This is a genomic window from Caballeronia novacaledonica, assembly GCF_900258035.1.
Taxonomy (GTDB): Bacteria; Pseudomonadota; Gammaproteobacteria; order Burkholderiales; family Burkholderiaceae; genus Caballeronia; species Caballeronia novacaledonica.
The window spans coordinates 105,044-125,842 of sequence record NZ_OGTP01000016.1 but is presented as its reverse complement, the minus strand read 5'-3'; the positions used below and the strand labels follow the sequence as shown (position 1 = coordinate 125,842).

At 63.6% G+C, this 20,799-nt stretch carries 15 protein-coding genes; 9 read left to right on the top strand and 6 right to left on the bottom strand.

Translation table 11 applies throughout. The annotated features are described in order from the left end of the window. The first annotated feature begins 18 nt into the window (after window positions 1–18). The 3 genes from infB to truB all read left to right on the top strand — a co-directional run bounded on the left by infB (window position 19) and on the right by truB (window position 4,415). Window positions 19–3,021 carry a translation initiation factor IF-2 gene (gene infB, locus NOV72_RS21475; RefSeq protein ID WP_106856588.1) on the top strand — a complete coding sequence of 1,001 codons (3,003 nt, stop codon included), beginning with the start codon at window positions 19–21 and terminating at the stop codon, window positions 3,019–3,021. A 95-nt stretch (window positions 3,022–3,116) separates the two neighbouring features. Next, entirely contained in the window at window positions 3,117–3,491 is a 375-nt protein-coding gene (gene rbfA / locus NOV72_RS21470; protein WP_106856587.1) for a 30S ribosome-binding factor RbfA, read from the top strand. Next, window positions 3,492–4,415 carry a tRNA pseudouridine(55) synthase TruB gene (gene truB, locus NOV72_RS21465; RefSeq protein ID WP_106856586.1) on the top strand — a complete coding sequence of 308 codons (924 nt, stop codon included), beginning with the start codon at window positions 3,492–3,494 and terminating at the stop codon, window positions 4,413–4,415. Between the two features lie 58 nt (window positions 4,416–4,473). Here the strand turns inward: truB and NOV72_RS21460 are convergent, their stop codons facing one another. From NOV72_RS21460 to NOV72_RS21445, 4 genes are all read right to left on the bottom strand, one after another. Next, on the bottom strand, window positions 4,474–6,033 hold the full coding sequence (locus NOV72_RS21460; RefSeq protein ID WP_106856585.1) for a DHA2 family efflux MFS transporter permease subunit: 1,560 nt from the start codon (window positions 6,031–6,033) through the stop codon (window positions 4,474–4,476). Window positions 6,034–6,046: 13 nt separating this feature from the next. Then, window positions 6,047–7,294, bottom strand: a complete 1,248-nt coding sequence (locus tag NOV72_RS21455) for an EmrA/EmrK family multidrug efflux transporter periplasmic adaptor subunit (protein WP_106856584.1) — start codon at window positions 7,292–7,294, stop codon at window positions 6,047–6,049. A 51-nt stretch (window positions 7,295–7,345) separates the two neighbouring features. After that, window positions 7,346–8,857 (bottom strand): efflux transporter outer membrane subunit, encoded by a 1,512-nt coding sequence (locus tag NOV72_RS21450; protein WP_106856583.1) that lies wholly within the window; start codon window positions 8,855–8,857, stop codon window positions 7,346–7,348. A gap of 75 nt (window positions 8,858–8,932) precedes the next feature. After that, window positions 8,933–9,448, bottom strand: a complete 516-nt coding sequence (locus tag NOV72_RS21445) for a MarR family winged helix-turn-helix transcriptional regulator (protein ID WP_106856582.1) — start codon at window positions 9,446–9,448, stop codon at window positions 8,933–8,935. A 310-nt stretch (window positions 9,449–9,758) separates the two neighbouring features. Here NOV72_RS21445 and typA point away from each other — a divergent pair, with 310 nt between their 5' ends. The 6 genes from typA to NOV72_RS21415 all read left to right on the top strand — a co-directional run bounded on the left by typA (window position 9,759) and on the right by NOV72_RS21415 (window position 19,376). After that, window positions 9,759–11,585, top strand: coding sequence for a translational GTPase TypA (gene typA / locus NOV72_RS21440; protein ID WP_106856581.1), 1,827 nt, complete (start codon window positions 9,759–9,761; stop codon window positions 11,583–11,585). A 318-nt stretch (window positions 11,586–11,903) separates the two neighbouring features. Next, on the top strand, window positions 11,904–14,762 hold the full coding sequence (locus tag NOV72_RS21435) for a 2-oxoglutarate dehydrogenase E1 component (protein ID WP_106856580.1): 2,859 nt from the start codon (window positions 11,904–11,906) through the stop codon (window positions 14,760–14,762). 80 nt (window positions 14,763–14,842) lie between these two features. Then, on the top strand, window positions 14,843–16,138 hold the full coding sequence (gene odhB / locus NOV72_RS21430; protein WP_106856579.1) for a 2-oxoglutarate dehydrogenase complex dihydrolipoyllysine-residue succinyltransferase: 1,296 nt from the start codon (window positions 14,843–14,845) through the stop codon (window positions 16,136–16,138). 87 nt (window positions 16,139–16,225) lie between these two features. Further along, window positions 16,226–17,656 (top strand): dihydrolipoyl dehydrogenase, encoded by a 1,431-nt coding sequence (gene lpdA, locus NOV72_RS21425; RefSeq protein ID WP_106856578.1) that lies wholly within the window; start codon window positions 16,226–16,228, stop codon window positions 17,654–17,656. An 86-nt stretch (window positions 17,657–17,742) separates the two neighbouring features. After that, window positions 17,743–18,840 (top strand): cell division protein ZapE, encoded by a 1,098-nt coding sequence (gene zapE / locus NOV72_RS21420; RefSeq protein ID WP_106856577.1) that lies wholly within the window; start codon window positions 17,743–17,745, stop codon window positions 18,838–18,840. A 143-nt stretch (window positions 18,841–18,983) separates the two neighbouring features. Continuing rightward, window positions 18,984–19,376, top strand: coding sequence for a transposase (locus tag NOV72_RS21415; protein WP_181291133.1), 393 nt, complete (start codon window positions 18,984–18,986; stop codon window positions 19,374–19,376). 78 nt (window positions 19,377–19,454) lie between these two features. Here NOV72_RS21415 and NOV72_RS21410 read toward each other — a convergent pair whose 3' ends face one another. Then, on the bottom strand, window positions 19,455–19,919 hold the full coding sequence (locus tag NOV72_RS21410) for a DUF2147 domain-containing protein (RefSeq protein WP_106856575.1): 465 nt from the start codon (window positions 19,917–19,919) through the stop codon (window positions 19,455–19,457). An 88-nt stretch (window positions 19,920–20,007) separates the two neighbouring features. Continuing rightward, window positions 20,008–20,796 carry a 5'/3'-nucleotidase SurE gene (gene surE, locus NOV72_RS21405; protein ID WP_106856574.1) on the bottom strand — a complete coding sequence of 263 codons (789 nt, stop codon included), beginning with the start codon at window positions 20,794–20,796 and terminating at the stop codon, window positions 20,008–20,010. Window positions 20,797–20,799: the final 3 nt, after the last annotated feature.

Here is a 20,799-nt window from a genome sequence, read left to right as displayed (position 1 = left end):
TTGCATCAAGAGGAATGAATGGCGAGTAACAACGTAGCCCAATTTGCCGCGGAACTGAAAATGCCTGCAGGCGTGCTGCTGGAGCAACTGCAGGCGGCTGGCGTACAGAAAGCGAGCGCGAACGACGACCTGTCCGAAACGGACAAGGCGCGTCTGCTCGATCATTTGCGCAAGTCGCACGGCTCCGCCGACGCCGACAAGCGCAAGATCACTCTGACCCGCCGGCATACGTCGGAGATCAAGCAATCCGACGCAACGGGTAAGGCTCGCACCATTCAGGTCGAGGTGCGCAAGAAGCGTGTTTTCGTGAAGCGTGACGAACCCGGTCTGGAACAGGCCGAGGCGTCGGCGAATCACGTCGAAGAGCCGGAAGTCGACGAGGCCGAACTGCAGCGCCGCGAGGAAGAAGCGCGTCGCGCCGCCGAGCAGCTCGAGCGCGAAGAGCGCGAGCTGAAGGAACAACAGGCGAAACTCGAGCGCGAGGAAGCCGAGCGCCGCGCCCGCGAGGAAGCGGCGGAAGCCGAGCGCAAGAAGCAGGAAGAGGAAGCGGCGCGCCGTGCGGCGGCTGCGGCTCAGGCGGCGGAAATCTCGCGTGCGGCGCAGGCCGCGCGTCAGGAAACGCGCGCGCAGCCGGCAGTCGAAGCCAAGCCGGAACCGAAGCAGGACGATACCGCGCAACGCGAAGCCGCCGCAATCGCCGAGAAGGCTGCGGAAGAGAAGGCAGCGAGCGAGCGTGCGGCTCAGCGCGAAGCCGCGAAGAAGGCGGAAGAAGACGCGAAGGCCAAGGCCGAAAAGGCGCGTCTGGAGCAGGAAGCCATCGCGAAGCGTCGCGCGGCGGCGGAAGCCGAAGCGCGCGCAATCCGCGAAATGATGAGCACGCCGCGCAAGGCGCAGGTCAAGGCGCCGGAACCGGCGCCGGCCGCGGCGAAGCCGGCTGAAGCGGCCAAGGCCGCCGAAGCGAAGGGCACGCTGCACAAGCCCGCGAAGCCGGAAGGCGCGCAGGCGCCGCGTCCCGCGGCAGCGGCGAAAAAACCGGCTGCGGGTGGCGCGGCGGCTCCCGCATCGACGGCACCGGCAGGCGCTGGCGACAAGAAGAAGGCCGGCAAGGGCGGCTGGCAGCAGGACGACGCATCGAAGCGCCGCGGCATGAAGACGCGTGGCGATTCGAGCGGCGGCGTCGATCGCGGCTGGCGCGGCGGTCCGAAGGGTCGCGGCAAGCATCAGGAGCAGGCGACGTCGTTCCAGGCGCCGACCGAGCCGATCATCCGCGAAATCCATGTGCCGGAAACCATTTCGGTGGCGGATCTCGCGCACAAGATGTCGGTGAAGGCTTCGGAAGTCATCAAGGTGATGATGAAGCTCGGCCAGATGGTCACGATCAACCAGGTGCTGGATCAGGAAACGGCGATGATCGTCGTCGAGGAACTGGGCCATCGCGCGGTCGCGGCGAAGCTGGACGATCCGGAAGCGCTGCTCGTCGAAGGCGAAGCCACGGAAGACACGGCGGAGAAGCTGCCGCGTCCGCCGGTCGTCACCGTCATGGGTCACGTCGACCACGGCAAGACTTCGCTGCTCGACTACATCCGTCGCGCGAAAGTGGCGGCGGGCGAAGCGGGCGGCATCACGCAGCATATCGGCGCGTATCACGTCGAAACGCCGCGCGGCGTCATCACCTTCCTCGACACGCCGGGTCACGAGGCCTTCACGGCCATGCGTGCGCGCGGAGCGAAGGCGACCGACATCGTCATTCTGGTGGTCGCGGCCGACGACGGCGTGATGCCGCAGACGAAGGAAGCGATTGCCCACGCGAAGGCGGGTGGCGTGCCGATCGTCGTCGCGATCAACAAGATCGACAAGCCGGAAGCCAACCCGGACCGCGTGAAGCAGGAACTCGTCGCGGAAGGTGTGGTGCCGGAAGAGTACGGCGGCGATTCGCCGTTCATCGAAGTGTCGGCGAAGACCGGCCGCGGCATCGACGACCTGCTGGAAAACGTGTCGCTGCAAGCCGAAGTGCTGGAACTGACCGCACCGGTCGAAGCGGCCGCAAAGGGTCTCGTCATCGAAGCGAAGCTCGACAAGGGCAAGGGTCCGGTGGCGACCATTCTGGTGCAGTCCGGCACGCTGAATCGCGGCGACGTGGTTCTCGCGGGCAGCGCCTACGGCCGCGTCCGCGCGATGCTCGACGAAACCGGCAAGCCGACGAAGTCGGCCGGTCCGTCGATCCCGGTGGAAATCCAGGGTCTGTCCGAAGTGCCGGCGGCGGGCGAGGAAGTCATCGTGCTGCCGGACGAACGCAAGGCGCGCGAAATCGCGCTGTTCCGTCAGGGCAAGTTCCGCGACGTCAAGCTGGCGAAGCAGCAGGCCGCCAAGCTCGAGAACATGCTCGAGCAGATGGGCGAAGGCGAAGTGCAGAATCTGCCGCTCATCGTCAAGGCGGACGTGCAGGGCTCGCAGGAAGCGCTGGTTCAGTCGCTGCTCAAGCTGTCGACCAGCGAAGTGCGCGTGCAGATCGTGCACAGCGCGGTCGGCGCGATCAGCGAATCGGACGTCAATCTGGCGACGGCTTCGAAGGCGGTCATCATCGGCTTCAACACGCGTGCGGATGCACAGGCGCGCAAGGTGGCCGAGGCGAATGGCATCGACATCCGCTACTACAACATCATCTACGACGCAGTGGATGAAGTGAAGGCGGCAATGTCCGGCATGCTCGCGCCGGAGAAGCGCGAGACGGTGACGGGCATGGTCGAGGTGCGTCAGGTCATCCGCGTGCCGAAGGTCGGCCTGATCGCGGGTTGTATGGTCACGGACGGCGTGGTCAAGCGCTCCTCGTCGGTGCGCGTGATCCGCAACAACGTCGTGATCCACACCGGCGAGCTCGATTCGCTCAAGCGCTTCAAGGACGACGTCAAGGAAGTGCGTCAGGGCTTCGAGTGCGGTATGTCGATCAAGAACTTCAGCGACATCGTGGAAGGCGACCAGTTCGAAGTCTTCGAAGTGACGGAAGTGGCTCGCACACTGTAATGCGCTAGCCGCCGAGAAAAGGGCGGGGTGAGCCTGGCGGCTCGCTCCGCCCTTTTTGCTTCAGGCGGCAGCGAAAGAAACACGGAAACGACATCATGGCTAAAAGACGGACATCCGCGAACCGCAACGTGCAGATTGCGGATCAGATCCAGCGCGATCTTTCGGAACTGCTGCGCGAGGTGAAAGACCCGCGCATCGGGCTCGTGACGATTCAAAGCGTCGAACTCACGCCCGACTACGCGCACGCGAAGGTCTACTTCACGACGCTCACCGGCGATCCGAAACAGACCGAGCAAGGTCTGAATCATGCCGCGGGGCATCTGCACAATATGCTGTTCAAGCGCCTGCACATTCATACGGTGCCGACGCTGCATTTCCACTACGACCAGACGATCGAGAAGGCCGTCGAGATGTCGCGCCTGATCGACGAAGCGAACGCCTCGCGCGCCAAAGATGACGAAGGTGCGTGAGTGAAGGGCGGTCCGAAGATTCCGCGCCGCGCGCTGGACGGCGTGCTGCTGCTGGACAAGCCGCTCGGGCTGTCGAGCAACGACGCGCTCATCAAAGCGAAGCGGATTTATCTCGCGAAGAAGGCGGGCCATACGGGCACGCTCGATCCGCTCGCGACGGGTCTGTTGCCGCTGTGCTTCGGCGAAGCGACGAAGTTTTCGCAAGACTTGCTCGAAGCGGACAAGACCTACGAAGCGACGATGCGTCTCGGCATCCGCACGACGACCGGAGATGCCGAAGGCGAGGCCATCGACACGCGCGACGTAACGTGCGACGAGCATGCAGTCGAGCAGGCGATGACGCGATTCCAAGGTGAGATCGTCCAAATCCCGCCGATGTACTCCGCTCTGAAACGTGACGGCAAGCCGCTCTACGAATACGCGCGTGCAGGTCAGACGGTGGAACGCGAAGGCCGTCAGGTCACGATTCACGCATTGCAGATGATCGCGTGCGCATTGCCGCTCGTGACGTTTCGCGTGACGTGCAGCAAGGGCACGTATGTGCGCACGCTGGCGGAAGACATCGGCGAGGCGCTCGGCTGCGGCGCGCATCTGACGGCGCTGCGGCGCACGGGCGTCGGCGCGTTGACGCTCGAACATGCGGTCACGCTGGAGGAACTCACCGGCATGAACGAAGCGGAGCGCGATGCGCGGCTTCAGCCTGTCGATGCGCTCTTGTCCACGTTTCCCGCGATCGAGCTGAACGACGAAGCGACTCAACGCTTCCTGCACGGCCAACGCCTGCGGCTCGCGGATGTCGTGAAGGCTCGCCTCGATGACGGTCGTGTGCGCGTCTATGCGCAGGAAGGCGGGCGCTTGCTGGGTGTGGCAAGAGCGGGCGAGGGCGTGCTCGCGCCCGAACGGTTGATCGTCACGACGCAATAAAAAAGAGCCCGGTTGATTGCTCAGCCGGGCTCTCTTCATTTCACGATCGGCAAGCCGATCAATGCGCCGCCGATGCCGCCGCCGCCGAATCCCCGCCGCCCGAGCGCTCCGGCCGCGTGATCCAGATCAGCGCGATCAGCGCGACGAAAATCCCCGCCGAAATGTAGAACATGTCGTTCACGCCGAGCTGCGCGGCCTGCTGTGTCGCCATGCTGTTGTACATGCCGTAGGTCTGTTCCTTCGAGAAGCCGAGCGCGCCCATCTGCTGCATCGAGTTCGCGAAGACAGGGTTGTACGAGTTGGCCTGCTCGACGAGTTGCGCGTGATGCACGATCGAGCGATGCTCCCACGCCGTCGAGAAAATCGACGTGCCGATGCCGCCGCACATGATCCGCACGAAGTTCGACAAGCCCGACGCCGCCGGAATCCGATGCCCCGGCAAGCCCGACAGCGTGATCGACACCAGCGGAATGAAGAAGCCCGCCATCGCGATACCCTGAACCAGCGTGGGCAGCGTGAGCGACCATGTATCGACGCCGGTCGTGTAGCGCGAGCGCATCCAGAAGCACAGCGCGAACACGAGGAACGCGGCCGTCGCAATGCGGCGCGGGTCCATGCGCGGCAGGAACTTGCCGGTCAGCGGCGAGAGCAGCACCGCGAACACACCGACGGGCGCCATAACGAGACCCGCATCTGTCGCCGTATAGCCGATGACGGTCTGCAACCACAGCGGCAGCAGCACGAGATTGCCGAAATACAGACCGTAGCCGACCGAGAGCGCAATCGTGCCGCCGCTGAAATTGCGCAGCGCGAATAGCGACAAATCCACGACCGGATGCTCCGCCGTCAGCTCCCAGACGATAAAAAACGCGAACGAAATCACCGCGACCAGCGCGAGCACGACGATCGTCGTCGAGTTGAACCAGTCGAGATCCTTGCCCTTGTCGAGCATGACCTGCAGCGAGCCGACCCAGATCACCAGCAGCGCGAGCCCGACCGTGTCGATCGGCGCCTTGCGGATCGCGGAATCGCGGTCGCGGAAGATCGCGAACGTGGCGATCGCCGCCCCGATGCCGACCGGAATGTTCACGTAGAAAATCCACGGCCACGAGATGTTGTCCGAGATCCAGCCGCCGAGAATCGGGCCCGCGACCGGCGCGATGAGCGTGGTCATCGACCACATGGAGAGCGCCATCGGCGCTTTTTCGCGCGGATAACTCGCGAGCAGGAGCGTTTGCGACAGCGGGATCATCGGGCCGGCGACCGCGCCTTGCAGCACGCGCGCGGCGAGCAGGAACGGCAGCGTCGGCGCAAGGCCGCAGAGCCACGACGCGAGCACGAACAGAATGATCGAGCCGAGGAAGAGCCGCACTTGTCCGATACGCTGCGTGAGCCAGCCGGTAAGCGGCACCGAGATCGCATTGGCGACCGCGAACGACGTGATGACCCACGTGCCCTGATCCGACGAGACGCCGAGGTCGCCGGAGATCGAGGGAATCGAGACGTTCGCGATCGACGTGTCGAGCACGTTCATGAACACGGCGAGCGATACGGCGATCGTCCCGATGACCAGCTTTCCGCCCGACAGCGGCGCATGAACGACATTTTGCGAAGACATGAGGCGAATCCGCTTACATCAGCTTGGCGGCCGATGCGGACTTCGTCGCGCGGCCAGGCGCCTTCGACGTGCTCTGCGCCGGCGACCCCGCGCCCGTGCCCGCGTTCTGCTGGATGATGCGCGCGATTTCCTGATCGGCCTGCGCGCCATAGTTGTCGAACACGTTGGTCTGGTAGACCGTGTTCTGCGCGTTGCCGAGCTGGCCGCCTTCCTCGTTCTTGATCGTGACGTCGACGTTCATCGAGAGGCCGATGCGCAGCGGATGCTGCTCCAGTTCCTTGGGGTCGAGCTCGATCCGCACCGGCAGGCGTTGCACGACCTTGATCCAGTTGCCGGTCGCGTTCTGCGCGGGCAGGAGCGAGAACGCCGAGCCCGTGCCGGCCGAGAAGCCGATGACCTTGCCGTGATACACGACGCTCGAACCGTACAGGTCGGCCGTCAGTTCCACCGGCTGGCCGATGCGCATGTGCTTCAGTTGCACTTCCTTGAAGTTCGCGTCGACCCACACGCCGTTGAGCGGCACGATCGCCATCAGCGGATTGCCCGGCGAGACGCGCTGGCCGACCTGCACCGAGCGCTTCGCGACGTAGCCCGTCACCGGCGCCGGCAGCGTGTTGCGCGCGAAGTTGATGTACGAGTCGCGCACCTTCGCGGCGGCCGCGAGCACGTTCGGGTGATCGGCGATCGTCGTGTTGGCCGTGAGCGAACGGTTCGACGCGAGTTCCTGGTCGGCGGCGTCGAGCGCGGCCTGCGCGCTGCGAACCGCGTCGCGGGCGTGCGAGATTTCTTCCTGCGACACCGCGCCGGTCTGCGCAACCTGCATGCGGCGCTTCAGATCGTCCTGTGCGCGCGACAGATCCGACTTGCGCAAGGCGATCTGCGCTTCGTACTGGTTGTTGTTCACGAAGAACGTGCGCACCTGACGCACCGTCTGCGCGAGATTCGCTTCGGCCTGATCCAGCGCGACCTTGGAGTCGGCCGGATCGAGCGCGACGAGCGGATCGCCGACCTTCACGGTCTGCGTGTCGTCCGCGTTCACCGAGATCACCGTGCCGACGACCTGCGGCGTGATCTGCACGACGTTGCCGTTGACGTAGGCGTCGTCGGTCGACTCGTGAAAGCGCGCGACGAGGAAGTAGTACAGCCCGTACGCGACGGCGGCGATGATGATGACGAGCACGATCAGCGTCATCAGCCGGCGGCGTTTGCCGTTGCTGGGCTTTGGCGCGGGCGCGGCTGCGGTTTGTTGAGGGTCGCTCATGAAAGACTCCGAATTTCCGTATTGGTCTTGATGCGTGTTCTTGTGCGCGGCTTACTTCGACGGCGTCTGAGTTGCCGCCTGCTGCTGCCCGCTGCCGTCGATCGCGAGATTCGTGCTCGTCGCGTCGAAGCCGCCTCCGAGCGACTTGACCAGCGCGATTTGCAGATCGGTGCGTTTCAGGCGCAGGTTCGTCACGGTCTGCTCATTCGCGAGACGGTTTTCGTCGGCGTTGAGCACCTGCAATTGCGGTGACAGGCCGGCCTTGTAGCGGATCACCGCGAGCTGATACGCGCTCGACGCCGCCGCGAGCGCGCGCTGGGCGTCGGCCATCTGCTTGTCGAGCGAGCGGATCGCCGCGATGTTGGTCGCGACGTCGTTCATCGCGTTGATGAGCGTCTGGTTGTAATTCGCGATATCGCCCTCGAAGTCGGCGTAACGGCCCTTCAACTGGGCCCGCAGCGCGCCGGCGTCGAAGATCGGCAGATGCACCGCCGGCCCGATCTGAATCTGGCGGCTGCTCGCCTGCAGGAAGCGGCCCCAGCCGAACGCGTCGAAACCGAAGCCCGCCGCGAGGTTGATGTCCGGGAAGAACTCGGCCTTCGCTTCCTTGATGTTGTGCGTCGCGGCTTCGACCTGCCAGCGCGCGGCGACGATGTCCGGGCGGCGCGCGACGAGGTCGGCAGGAACGTTGTCGGGCAGCGTCACGTTGACGTTCGGATCGATCACGGGTTTGGCGATCTGCAGGCCGCGGTCCGGACCTTTGCCGAGCAGCGCGGCGAGCTGATAGCGAACGGTTTCGATCTGCCCGTCGAGTTCGGTCGAATTAGTCTGGCTCGTCGCGACGTTGCCTTCCGCGGTGCGGCGCTCGACGTTGGTATCGAGTCCGGCCGCGACGCGCCCGTTCGTGATGCGCCCGACATCCTGCCGATTCGCGATCTCGCGCTGGGCGACATCGCGCAGCGCATAGAGCAGCGCGAGCTGGTTGTACGTGCGCGCGACCGATGCAGCCAGCGTCACGCGCGCCTGCTGCATGTCCGCCTCGGCGGCCTTTTCCTGCGAGACCGCCACGTTCAGCCGCGAGCGGTTCTTGCCCCACAGGTCGAGTTCCCACGACGCGCTCGCCAGCACGTTGTTCTCGCTGAACCACGTGCCGCCGTACGGCGGCGGGAAGAGGGCGTTGGCGGAATACAGCTCGCGCGTCCACGAATACGAGCCGTTGACCTTCGGATAGAGCGCCGAGCGCGACGTCTCGATATACGACGACGCCTTCGCGATGCGCGATTGCGCCTGCGCGATGGTCGGACTGTCCGCGAGTGCCTCGTCGATCAGTTGCGGCAACTGCGGATCGCCGAACTGCTTCGTCCAGTCGAGCGTCGGCCACTGGCCGCCTTGTCCCGGCAGGCTCTGCGTGGCCGCGAAGTTTTCGGGCGCGGCGATCTGTTTGTCGCTCGAAATGCCCATGTAGTTCGCGCAACCGGTGAGCGCGAGCGCGGTCATCGCGGCGGCCACGGCGCTCTTCACGCGGCTTTCGCCGGGAAGCGCGGACAGGGAAAGCTGTTTCATATCTCGTCTCTTGAGAAGAGAATTAAAGATGGACGTTGCAATCATTTTGTAGGCTTGCGATGCCAAATTTGCTTGTCATCGCAATGACGTACCAGGCTTATCATTGCCGCCGAGCAAGGGTGCCACGGAAGGATCGCAGGAATTCGACAGAATCCGGCGCAACATACTCTTCAGAAAGCCCACTTCCTCGGGCGTGAAGCCCGTGAGCAGGTTATCCAGCACGCGCGTGAAAATAGCGGGAATCTTTTCGGCGGTCGCGTGGCCTGCGTCCGTCAGCGCGAGGCGCACGACGCGCCGGTCTTCCTCGCTGCGCACGCGCGAGAGCAGGCCGCGCTTTTCCAGCCGGTCGATGAGCCGCGTCACCGCGCTCGCATCGATCCCGTATTCGCGGGCGATGTCCGCCGCCGTCAGGCACTTGCCGACCGCCAGCATGAAGAGGATGCTTGCTTGCGTGCTCGTGATGCCCAGTTCGGAGGTCGTATGTTGCGTGACCATGTTCCACATGGTCGAGCGCACCCGGCTGATCAGGTAGCCGACGCTCTCGGCGAGTACGTAGTCGCCGATCGCCGCGGATTTCGGAGCGTCGCTCATGGAAATAATTATGCGGTTGCAATAGTTGACTAGGCAGGATTATAGGCAAGCGTATCAGCCCCTGCAACAATCTTTTCTGAAAACGCTTAACAATCGCGTGGTCGCGGCTGCGACAGGCTGGCTCACGAGCCTGCTTACGGGTTGGGTCCTATTGCAAGGGAACGACATCCATGCGTGCTATAATTTACGGTTCTCACCGCGCCGGGCCCGCGTGGTCATGCTTGCATGACGGTTTCATGGGGGGCTTGCCGAGCCAAGGAGTCTCGCTGAAGAGACTCGCTCCGACGGCGCACAACCAAGACACCTCTATATGACTCGCGCCCTCCGCAATATCGCCATCATTGCCCACGTCGACCACGGCAAGACTACGCTCGTCGACCAGTTGCTCCGTCAGTCGGGCACGTTCCGGGAAAATCAGCAGGTCGCCGAGCGCGTCATGGACTCGAACGACATCGAAAAGGAACGTGGCATCACGATCCTGGCGAAGAACTGCGCCGTCGAATACGAAGGCACGCACATCAATATCGTCGATACGCCGGGACACGCCGACTTCGGCGGTGAAGTGGAGCGCGTGCTGTCGATGGTCGATTCCGTGCTGCTGCTCGTCGATGCCGTCGAAGGCCCGATGCCGCAGACGCGCTTCGTCACGAAGAAGGCGCTCGCTTTGGGTCTCAAGCCGATCGTCGTGATCAACAAGGTGGACCGTCCGGGCGCGCGTATCGACTGGGTGATCAACCAGACCTTCGATCTCTTCGACAAGCTCGGCGCAACCGAAGAGCAGCTCGACTTCCCGGTGGTGTATGCGTCCGGTCTGAACGGCTACGCCGGTCTCGATCCCGAAGTGCGCGAAGGCACGATGCGCCCGCTCTTCGAAGCCATTCTCGAACACGTGCCGGTGCGTCCGGCCGATCCGGAAGGCCCGCTGCAACTGCAAATCACGTCGCTCGACTACAACTCGTACGTCGGCCGTATCGGCGTGGGCCGTGTCGCGCGCGGCCGCATCCGCCCCGGCATGCAGGTGGCGGTGCGTTCGGGTCCGGACGGCGCGATCCTCAATCGCAAGATCAATCAGGTGCTGTCGTTCCACGGCCTCGAGCGCGTGCAGGTCGAGGAAGCGCAGGCGGGCGACATCGTGCTGATCAACGGCATCGAGGAAATCGGCATCGGCGTGACGATCTGCTCGCCGGACAATCCCGAAGCGCTGCCGATGATCACCGTCGACGAACCGACGCTCACGATGAACTTCCTCGTGAACTCGTCGCCGCTCGCGGGCAAGGAAGGCAAGTTCGTGACGAGCCGCCAGATTCGCGACCGTCTCACGAAGGAACTGAACCACAACGTCGCGCTGCGCGTGAAGGACACCGGCGACGAAACCACGTTCGAAGTGTCGGGCCGTGGCGAGCTGCATCTGACGATTCTCGTCGAGAACATGCGTCGTGAAGGCTATGAGCTCGCGGTGTCGCGTCCGCGCGTGGTGCTGCAGGAAATCGACGGCGTGAAGTGCGAGCCGTATGAAAACCTGACGGTCGATATCGAAGACCAGCATCAGGGCGGCGTGATGGAAGAACTCGGCCGCCGCAAGGGCGAAATGCTCGACATGACGTCCGACGGCCGCGGCCGCACGCGTCTCGAGTACAAGATTTCGGCGCGCGGTCTGATCGGTTTCCAGAGCGAGTTCCTGACGCTCACGCGCGGCACGGGTCTGATGAGCCACACGTTCGATTCGTACGCGCCGGTGAAGGAAGGCTCGGTCGGCGAGCGTCGCAACGGCGTGCTGATCTCGCAAGACGACGGCGCCGCCGTCGCATATGCGCTGTGGAAGCTGCAGGATCGCGGCCGCATGTTCGTGTCGCCGGGCGATGCGCTTTATGAAGGCATGATCATCGGCATTCACAGCCGCGACAACGACCTCGTCGTGAACCCGATCAAGGGCAAGCAGTTGACCAACGTGCGCGCGTCGGGCACCGACGAAGCCGTGCGTCTCGTGCCGCCGGTCCAGCTTTCGCTGGAATACGCGGTCGAGTTCATCGACGACGACGAGCTCGTCGAAGTCACGCCGCAATCGATCCGCCTGCGCAAGCGTCATCTGAAGGAACACGAGCGTCGCCGCGCAAGCCGCGAAGCGAACGCCGAATAAGTTTCAGGTATCGGTTCGCATCCGCAAAACAAAAGCCGCCTTCGGGCGGCTTTTGCTTTTTTCGACGTCGTGCAAGGGAGTCTTGTTTATCTCATAAAAGTCCGCACATGCTTGTTGCATCAAGGCTGAGAAGGAGAGCGCATGCGGCGATCGGTCATATGACGATTGGTTCTGTGCTATGCTTCTTCGATTAGCTGTCGCTTTTTAGGTCCTTCCAAGCAGACTTGATTCGCGCAATCCGCTAAACGGTCAGGCCGTGGCGCGGAAGGTTTCTTAACCCGCACTTCCTCGAGAAACTCGAAGAAAGGTGAGCGTAAAATGATGAAGCAATTCCAGTCGAACTCTTATCTGTTCGGCGGTAATGCTCCGTACGTCGAAGAGTTGTACGAGCAATATCTCGATAATCCCGCGTCAGTGCCCGAGACCTGGCGAGCCTATTTCGACGCGTTGCAGAACGTGCCCGCTTCCGACGGCACGGCTCACAACGACGTGGCCCACGGCCCCATCGTCGAGTCTTTCGCACAGCGCGCGAAGGCCAACGCCTTCATCCCGCGCGAAAGCACCGGTGACCTCACCACCGCGCGCAAGCAGGTCTACGTCCAATCCCTCATCGGCGCGTATCGCTTCCTCGGCACGCAATGGGCGAATCTCGACCCGTTGAAGCGTCGCGAGCGTCCCGCCATCCCCGAGCTCGAACCCGGTTTCTACGACTTCACCGAAGCCGACATGGACCAGGTGTTCAACTCGACCAACCTGTACTTCGGCTTCGAGCAGGCGTCGCTGCGCGATATCGTCAAGGCTCTGCGCGACACCTACTGCGGCACGATCGGCGCCGAATTCATGTACATCAGCGATCCCGAGCAGAAGCGCTGGTGGCAGGAGAAGCTCGAGTCGATCCGCTCGACGCCGACCTTCTCGAACGACAAGAAAAAGCACATCCTGAAGCGCCTGACGGCCTCCGAAGGCCTCGAGCGTTTCTTGCACACCAAGTATGTCGGCCAGAAGCGCTTCTCGCTGGAAGGCGGCGAGAGCTTCATCGCGTCGATGGACGAAGTCGTGCGTCACGCGGGCAAGAACGGCGTGCAGGAAATCGTCATCGGCATGGCGCACCGTGGCCGTCTGAACGTGCTGGTGAACACGCTCGGCAAGATGCCGGCGGACCTTTTCGCCGAATTCGAAGGCAAGCACGTCGATGACCTGCCGGCCGGCGACGTGAAGTACCACAAGGGCTTCTCGTCGGACGTGTCGACCGAAGGCGGCCCGGTTCACCTGTCGCTCGCGTTCAACCCGTCGCACCTGGAAATCGTGAATCCGGTGGTCGAAGGCTCGGCCAAGGCGCGTATGGATCGCCGCGGCGACGAAGACGGTCTGCAAGTGCTGCCGGTGCAAGTGCACGGCGACGCGGCCTTCGCGGGCCAGGGCGTCGTGATGGAAACGCTGAACCTCGCGCAGACGCGCGGCTACGGCACGCACGGCACGCTGCACATCGTCATCAACAACCAGATCGGCTTCACCACGTCGGACCCGCGCGATGCGCGCTCGACGCTGTACTGCTCGGACGTCGTCAAGATGATCGAGGCGCCGGTGCTGCACGTGAACGGCGACGATCCCGAAGCCGTCGTGCTCGCCACGCAGCTCGCGATCGACTTCCGCATGAAGTTCCACAAGGACGTGGTCGTCGACATCATCTGCTTCCGCAAGCTCGGCCACAACGAGCAGGACACGCCGGCGGTCACGCAGCCGCTGATGTACAAGACCATCGCTAAGCATCCGGGCACGCGCGCCGTCTACGCGGAAAAGCTCGTGCAGCAAGGCGTGATCACGGCCGAAGACGCGGACACGTACGTCAAGGAATATCGTCAGGCGATGGACGAAGGCCATCACACGATCGATCCGGTGCTCTCGAACTACAAGAGCAAGTACGCGGTCGACTGGGTGCCGTTCCTGAACCGCAAGTGGACCGACGCGGCCGACACCGCCGTGCCGCTCGCCGAACTGAAGCGTCTCGCCGAGCGCATCACGACGATTCCCGAGAACTTCAAGGTTCACCCGCTCGTCGAGCGCGTCATCAACGACCGCCGCGCGATGGGTCTCGGCGAAGCCAAGCTCGACTGGGGCATGGGCGAGCATCTCGCGTTCGCGTCGCTGGTGGCATCGGGCTACGCCGTGCGTCTGACGGGCCAGGACTCGGGCCGCGGCACGTTCACGCACCGTCACGCAGTGCTGCACGATCAAAACCGCGAACGCTGGAACGACGGCACCTACATTCCGCTGCAGAACATCGCGGAAGGCCAGGCCAAGTTCACGGTGATCGACTCGGTGCTGTCCGAAGAAGCGGTGCTCGGCTTCGAGTACGGCTATTCGACGGCCGAACCGAACACGTTCGTCGCGTGGGAAGCGCAGTTCGGCGACTTCGTGAACGGCGCGCAGGTCGTGATCGACCAGTTCATCTCGTCGGGCGAAGTGAAGTGGGGCCGCGTCTCCGGTCTCACGATGATGCTGCCGCACGGCTACGAAGGTCAGGGTCCGGAGCACTCGTCGGCGCGCATCGAGCGCTTCCTGCAACTGTGCGCGGATCACAACATGCAAGTGGTCCAGCCGACGACGCCGGCGCAGGTCTTCCACCTGCTGCGCCGTCAGATGATCCGCCTGTTCCGCAAGCCGCTCATCATCTTCACGCCGAAGTCGCTGCTGCGTCACAAGGAAGCCGTGTCGGATCTGACGGAACTGTCGAAGGGCTCGTTCCAGCCGGTCATCGGCGAAGTCGAGGAAGGCATCGAGGCGAAGAAGGTCAAGCGTGTGATCGTGTGCTCGGGCCGCGTGTATTACGACCTCGTCGCGCATCGCCGTGAAGCGAAGAGCAACGATGTCGCGATCGTGCGTATCGAGCAGCTGTATCCGTTCGCGCACAAGCAGTTCGACGCGGAACTCAAGAAGTACGAGAACGCGACCGAAGTGGTGTGGGTGCAGGACGAGCCGCAGAATCAGGGCGCCTGGTTCTACGTCGAGCACCATCTGCGCGAAGGCATGCGCGAAGGCATGAAGCTGGCCTACAGCGGCCGTCCGGCTTCGGCGTCGCCGGCGGTCGGCTACTACGCGAAACACTACGAGCAGCAGAAGGCGCTCGTGGAAGGCGCGTTCGGCCGCCTGAAGGGCGCTCAGACCGTCGCGAAGTAATCCCTGCCTGAAGGAGCCGGCGGGCACGATGTCCGCCGGTTTCACGCTCGAACACAGACACGCATTAGGACAATACAGAAATGGCTATCGTAGAAGTCAAGGTTCCGCAGCTTTCCGAGTCGGTCTCGGAAGCGACCATGCTGCAATGGAAGAAGAAGCCGGGTGAGGCTGTCGCCCAGGATGAAATCCTCATCGAAATCGAGACCGACAAGGTCGTGCTGGAAGTGCCCGCGCCGTCCGCCGGCGTCCTGGCGCAAGTGATCAAGCACGACGGCGATATCGTCACCGCCGACGAACTCATCGCGAAGATCGACACCGAAGCGAAGGCCGGCGAAGCACCCGCCGCCGCCGCCGCGGGCGACGCCGAAGTGAAGCCGGCGCCGCAAGCCGAGCCGGTTGCCGCTGCTCCGGCCGCCGCGCAGGCGAGCGCAACGGGCGGCGCCGCATCGCCGGCCGCGACGAAGATTCTGGCCGAGAAGGGCGTTTCGGTGGATCAGGTGTCCGGTTCGGGCCGCGACGGCCGCATCACGAAGGGCGACGCGCTTGCCGCGTCCGCATCGGCTCCCGCACCTGCCAAAGCTGCCGCACCGGCTCCGGCCGCCGCGCCCGCACGCGCCGCCAAGCCTTCGCTGCCGCAAGTTTCGGCGCCGGCATCGGCCGATCAGTGGCTCCGCGACCGTCCGGAACAGCGCGTGCCGATGTCGCGTCTGCGCGCGCGTATCGCCGAGCGTCTGCTCGAATCGCAGCAAACCAACGCCATCCTGACGACGTTCAACGAAGTCAACATGGCGCCGGTCATGGACCTGCGCAACAAGTACAAGGACCGCTTCGAGAAGGAACACGGCGTGAAGCTCGGCTTCATGTCGTTCTTCGTGAAGGCCGCCGTGCACGCGCTGAAGAAGTTCCCGCTCGTGAACGCGTCGATCGACGGTAACGACATCGTCTATCACGGCTACTTCGACATCGGTATCGCGGTCGGTTCGCCGCGCGGCCTGGTGGTGCCGATCCTGCGCAACGCGGATCAGATGAGCCTCGCCGACATCGAGAAGAAGATCGCCGAATTCGGCCAGAAGGCCAAGGACGGCAAGCTGTCGATCGAAGAAATGACCGGCGGCACGTTCTCCATCTCGAACGGCGGCGTATTCGGCTCCATGCTCTCGACGCCGATCATCAACCCGCCGCAGTCCGCGATTCTCGGCGTGCACGCGACGAAGGAACGCGCCGTGGTCGAAAACGGCCAGATCGTGATCCGCCCGATGAACTACCTCGCGCTGTCGTACGACCACCGCATCATCGACGGCCGCGAAGCCGTGCTGTCGCTGGTCGCGATGAAGGACGCGCTGGAAGATCCGGCCCGTCTGCTGCTGGACCTGTAAGAACAAGTGCCTTCGGTGCGCGCGATAGGCTCGCGCGCACCGCCTGAAGGCGTCTCCGCAAGAGCGGAGTCAGACTAAAGGAAAGTCATGTCCAAGGAATTTGATGTCGTCGTGATCGGCGCTGGCCCTGGCGGCTATATCGCGGCGATTCGCGCAGCGCAACTCGGCAAGACGGTTGCGTGTATCGAGAAGTGGAAGAACCCGGCGGGCGCAATGAAGCTCGGCGGCACGTGCCTGAACGTAGGCTGCATTCCGTCGAAGGCGCTGCTGGCGTCGTCGGAAGAATTCGAGAACGCGTCGAAGCATCTGGCCGATCACGGCATCAGCGTGTCGGACGTGAAGCTCGATGTGTCGAAGATGCTGGCCCGTAAAGACGGCATCGTCGAAAAAATGACGAAGGGCATCGAGTTCCTGTTCCGCAAGAACAAGATCACGTGGCTCAAGGGTCATGGCAAGTTCACCGGCAAGAATGACGCCGGCGTGCAGATCGAAGTGTCGGGCGAAGGCGAGACGGAAACCGTCACGGCGAAGAACGTGATCATCGCGACGGGTTCGAAGGCGCGTCATCTGCCGAACATTCCGGTCGACAACACGCTGATCGCCGACAACGAAGGCGCGCTGTCGTTCGAGTCCGTGCCGAAGAAGCTCGCCGTGATCGGCGCGGGCGTGATCGGTCTGGAACTCGGCTCGGTGTGGCGGCGTCTGGGCGCCGACGTGACCGTGCTCGAAGCGCTGCCGCAATTCCTCGGCGCGGCGGACGAATCGCTCGCGAAGGAAGCCGCGAAGCAGTTCAAGAAGCAAGGTCTGGACATTCACCTCGGCGTGAAGATCGGCGAAGTGAAGACGTCGGATAAGGGCGTTTCCATCGCTTACACGGACGACGCGGGCAACGCGCAGACGCTGGAAGCGGATCGTCTGATCGTGTCGATCGGCCGCGTGCCGAACACCGATAACCTCGGTCTGGAAGCCATCGGCCTGAAGGCGAACGAACGCGGTTTCATCGACGTCGACGACCATTGCGCGACGAGCGTGCCGAACGTGTACGCCATCGGCGACGTCGTGCGCGGCCCGATGCTCGCGCACAAGGCGGAAGACGAAGGCGTGGCGGTGGCGGAAATCATCGACGGTCAGAAGCCGCACATCGACTACAACTGCGTGCCGTGGGTCATCTACACGGAACCGGAAATCGCGTGGGTCGGCAAGACGGAACAGCAGCTCAAGGCCGAAGGCCGCGAGATCAAGACCGGCCAGTTCCCGATGATGGCCAACGGCCGCGCATTGGGCATCGGCAAGGCGGAAGGCTTCGTCAAGATGATCGCGGACGCGAAGACCGACGAAATCCTCGGCGTGCACGTGATCGCCGCGGACGCTTCGGATCTGATCGCGGAAGCCGTTGTCGCGATGGAGTTCAAGGCCGCGTCCGAAGATATCGGCCGGATTTGCCATCCGCATCCGTCGCTGTCGGAAGTGATGCGTGAAGCGGCGCTGGCCGTCGACAAGCGCGCGTTGAATATGTAAGCAAGCTCGGCTTCGGGCATTGAGCATCGCAAAAACGAAGGCGAGCGGATCAAACCGCTCGCCTTCGTCACATCGAACGGCAGAAGATGAACGTCACCGAATACTACGAAAACGAACTGCGCACGCGGGGTTATCAATCGGACGAGGCGCAACTCGCGGCGGTCGCGCGCCTGCAGCGCTGCTACGAAGAATGGGTCGCGTACAAGGCCCGCCGCTCCAACGCGCTCAAGAAGTTTCTCGTGCATCCGGACCTGCCGCGCGGTGTCTACATGTGGGGCGGCGTCGGGCGCGGCAAGAGCTTTCTGATGGACAGCTTCTACGCAATCGTGCCGGTGCAGCGCAAGACGCGTCTGCATTTTCATGAGTTCATGCGCGAAGTGCATCGCGAGCTGGAAGAACTGAAAGGACAGGCCGATCCGCTCGACGAACTCGCGAAACGCATCGCCAAACGTTATAGGCTGATCTGCTTCGACGAATTTCACGTCTCGGATATCGCCGACGCGATGATTCTCTATCGCCTGCTCGATCGCCTCTTCAAGAACGGCGTGCAGTTCGTGATGACGTCCAATTACCAGCCGGACACGCTGTATCCGGAAGGGCTGCATCGCGATCGTCTGCTGCCTGCGATCGAACTCATCAAGCAGCATCTCGACGTGCTCAACGTCGATGCCGGCACCGACTACCGCAAGCGCACGCTGTCGCAGGTGAAGGCGTATCACACGCCGCTCGGCGCGGCGGCGAGCGAAGCGCTGCGCGCGGATTACGCGAAGCTCGCGGCCGTGCCCGACGAAAGCCCGATCCTGCATATCGAAAAACGCGAGATCAAGGCGCTGCGCAAGGCGGACGGCGTCGTGTGGTTCGACTTCGCCACGCTCTGCGGCGGCCCGCGCTCGCAGAACGATTATCTGGAACTGGCGAACCGTTTTCACGCGGTCATTCTCTCCGACGTGCCGCAGATGACGCCTCGCATGGCGTCCGAAGCCCGCCGCTTCACGTGGCTCATCGACGTGTTCTACGACCACAAGGTGAAACTGCTGATGTCGGCGGCGGTGCCCGCGGAGGAGCTGTACGTGGAAGGACCGATGGCCAACGAGTTCGCGCGCACGGTGTCGCGCATCGTCGAGATGCAGTCGAAGGAGTATCTGGAAGCGCCACGCCGCGTCACCGATATTTCGCTGACCTAATACGAGTATCAAAATTCTGCGGTAGGCCAATCGGCATAAGGCTTTGCCGACTATTTCAAGATTAGGATCACTCCGATTTGCCGTTTTCCGGGTACTCGGTATCGTCGATGCCGGTTACCCGTCAGCAAATTGGAGAATTTATCGTGAAGCCCTACCGCGACATGTCCGACGAAGAATGGCAGATGGTCGCACCGCTGCTTCCCGAACTGCGCCCTCGTCTCGAGCTGCGCGGCCGGCCGCTCGCCAACACGCGCGCCGTGCTCAACGGTGTGCTCTGGGTCATGTACAGCGGAGCGTCGTGGTCCACGCTGCCGCGCAAATATCCGTCGTATCAGACGTGCCATCGGCGTTTCAAGACGTGGCACGAGTCGGGCGTCCTGCTGCGCGTCATGACGCAGTTGTTCGGGCCGGCGGGCGAATCGCTGTATGCGTTGATGACATCGCGCATGCGCGTGCCGCCGGAGTTCAAACTCGAGGGCGCCGGCCAGGCGTCGAGCGCGCAAGCGGACGAAGCGCGTCAGCGTCACGCCGCATGATTTCATCGGGCGCACGCGCGCGATGAGCAAAGCCGGTCGAAGACACGCATCTTCGACCGGCTTTTTCTTTTTCGATCTCTACTGCTGGCGCAGCCACGTCTGCGAACGCCCCAGCAACGACACGCCGATAAACCCGCGCACGACGAGCTTCTGCCCGCCGTCCTCCATCTTCATCTTGCACTTGTAGAGCTTGCCGCTCTCGGGGTCGAGAATCTGGCCGCCGCCCCATGCATCGCCGTCCTGCCGCATGCCGGTGATAATCGTCATTCCCTTGACCAGTTGATCCTTGCGCTCGTCGGTGCAGGCCGTGCAGCGCCGCTCGGGATGATCGAACTCGCCGATGCCGCGCACGACTTTGCCGGACAACTGGCCGTTGCCGTCGTCGACGATCTGAATGATCGCTTTCGGCTTGCCGCTTTGATCGTCGATGGTTTGCCAGGTGCCGACGGGCGTCGCCGTCTGTGCGAATACGCTCGCGGCGAAGATGGCGCAAAGCGCGCCGAGCATCGCGCGCGCGCCGCGCGAGCCGATGGAACGGGTCATGTCGTCTCCTTGTTGTGATCGCCCGAGCATACGAGAAAGCGGCCGTTCCCGTCTGCGAGGAAACGTTCTAGCGGCGCGCGTCCGACACTCAGACGCCGCGCTTCAGACCCGCTTCGAGCGTGGCGAACGTGCGCTCGTCGGTGCGATCGAAATGCAGCGGCGTGACCGAGACGCGGCCGGACGCGACCACCGTCGTTTCGCTATCGGGCGAATTCGGGCGCGGGCCGCGCTGAAAGCGCAGCCAGTGATAGTCGATGCCGCGCGGATCGACGAGCGGCAGCACATCGATGCCTTCCACGAGCCCGACGCCTTGCCGCGTCACGGTGAGCGGACCGGCGGCGGACGCGTCGCAATCGGGGAAATTGACGTTCAGACAGGTGGGCGTGTCGTGGGAGATCGCGAGCAGTTGACGGATCACGCCCGGCGCCAGCGCGCGCGCCGTATCCCAGCGCACGTTTTCGCGATCGGTGAAGGTCTGGCTGAGTGCGATCGACGGCAAACCGAGCAGCAGGCCCGTCATCGCGGCGCCGACGGTGCCGGAGAACATCGTCTCGACGCCCAAGTTCGCGCCGCGGTTGATGCCGGAAAGCACGAGCGTGGGCGGCGCGTCCTTCATGATATGGCGCGCGCCCATCACGACGCAGTCGCCGGGCGTGCCCTGCACGCCGTAGCGCCGCTCGCCCTGGCGTGACACGCGCAGCGGCGAATGCAGGCTGATGGAGTGCGACGTGCCGCTTTGATCGTGTTCGGGCGCGATGACCCAGACTTCGTGCGCGAGTTCGGCGGCGACGGCTTCGAGCACGGCTAAGCCGGGCGCGTCGATGCCGTCGTCGTTGGTGATGAGCACACGCTGCACGATGGGTGAGAGGGCGGACATCGC

Bases quoted from the DNA above. Each gene is read 5' to 3' on its own strand.
- NOV72_RS21445 (WP_106856582.1), bottom strand. From the start codon at position 9,448: ATGAGCGACGCTCCGAAATCCGCGGCGATCGGCGACTACGTACTCGCC.
- NOV72_RS21455 (WP_106856584.1), bottom strand. From the start codon at position 7,294: ATGAGCGACCCTCAACAAACCGCAGCCGCGCCCGCGCCAAAGCCCAGC.
- NOV72_RS21435 (WP_106856580.1), top strand. From the start codon at position 11,904: ATGATGAAGCAATTCCAGTCGAACTCTTATCTGTTCGGCGGTAATGCT.
- lpdA (WP_106856578.1), top strand. From the start codon at position 16,226: ATGTCCAAGGAATTTGATGTCGTCGTGATCGGCGCTGGCCCTGGCGGC.
- infB (WP_106856588.1), top strand. From the start codon at position 19: ATGGCGAGTAACAACGTAGCCCAATTTGCCGCGGAACTGAAAATGCCT.
- zapE (WP_106856577.1), top strand. From the start codon at position 17,743: ATGAACGTCACCGAATACTACGAAAACGAACTGCGCACGCGGGGTTAT.
- surE (WP_106856574.1), bottom strand. From the start codon at position 20,796: ATGTCCGCCCTCTCACCCATCGTGCAGCGTGTGCTCATCACCAACGAC.
- NOV72_RS21410 (WP_106856575.1), bottom strand. From the start codon at position 19,919: ATGACCCGTTCCATCGGCTCGCGCGGCGCGCGCGCGATGCTCGGCGCG.
- odhB (WP_106856579.1), top strand. From the start codon at position 14,843: ATGGCTATCGTAGAAGTCAAGGTTCCGCAGCTTTCCGAGTCGGTCTCG.
- rbfA (WP_106856587.1), top strand. From the start codon at position 3,117: ATGGCTAAAAGACGGACATCCGCGAACCGCAACGTGCAGATTGCGGAT.
- NOV72_RS21460 (WP_106856585.1), bottom strand. From the start codon at position 6,033: ATGTCTTCGCAAAATGTCGTTCATGCGCCGCTGTCGGGCGGAAAGCTG.
- typA (WP_106856581.1), top strand. From the start codon at position 9,759: ATGACTCGCGCCCTCCGCAATATCGCCATCATTGCCCACGTCGACCAC.
- NOV72_RS21450 (WP_106856583.1), bottom strand. From the start codon at position 8,857: ATGAAACAGCTTTCCCTGTCCGCGCTTCCCGGCGAAAGCCGCGTGAAG.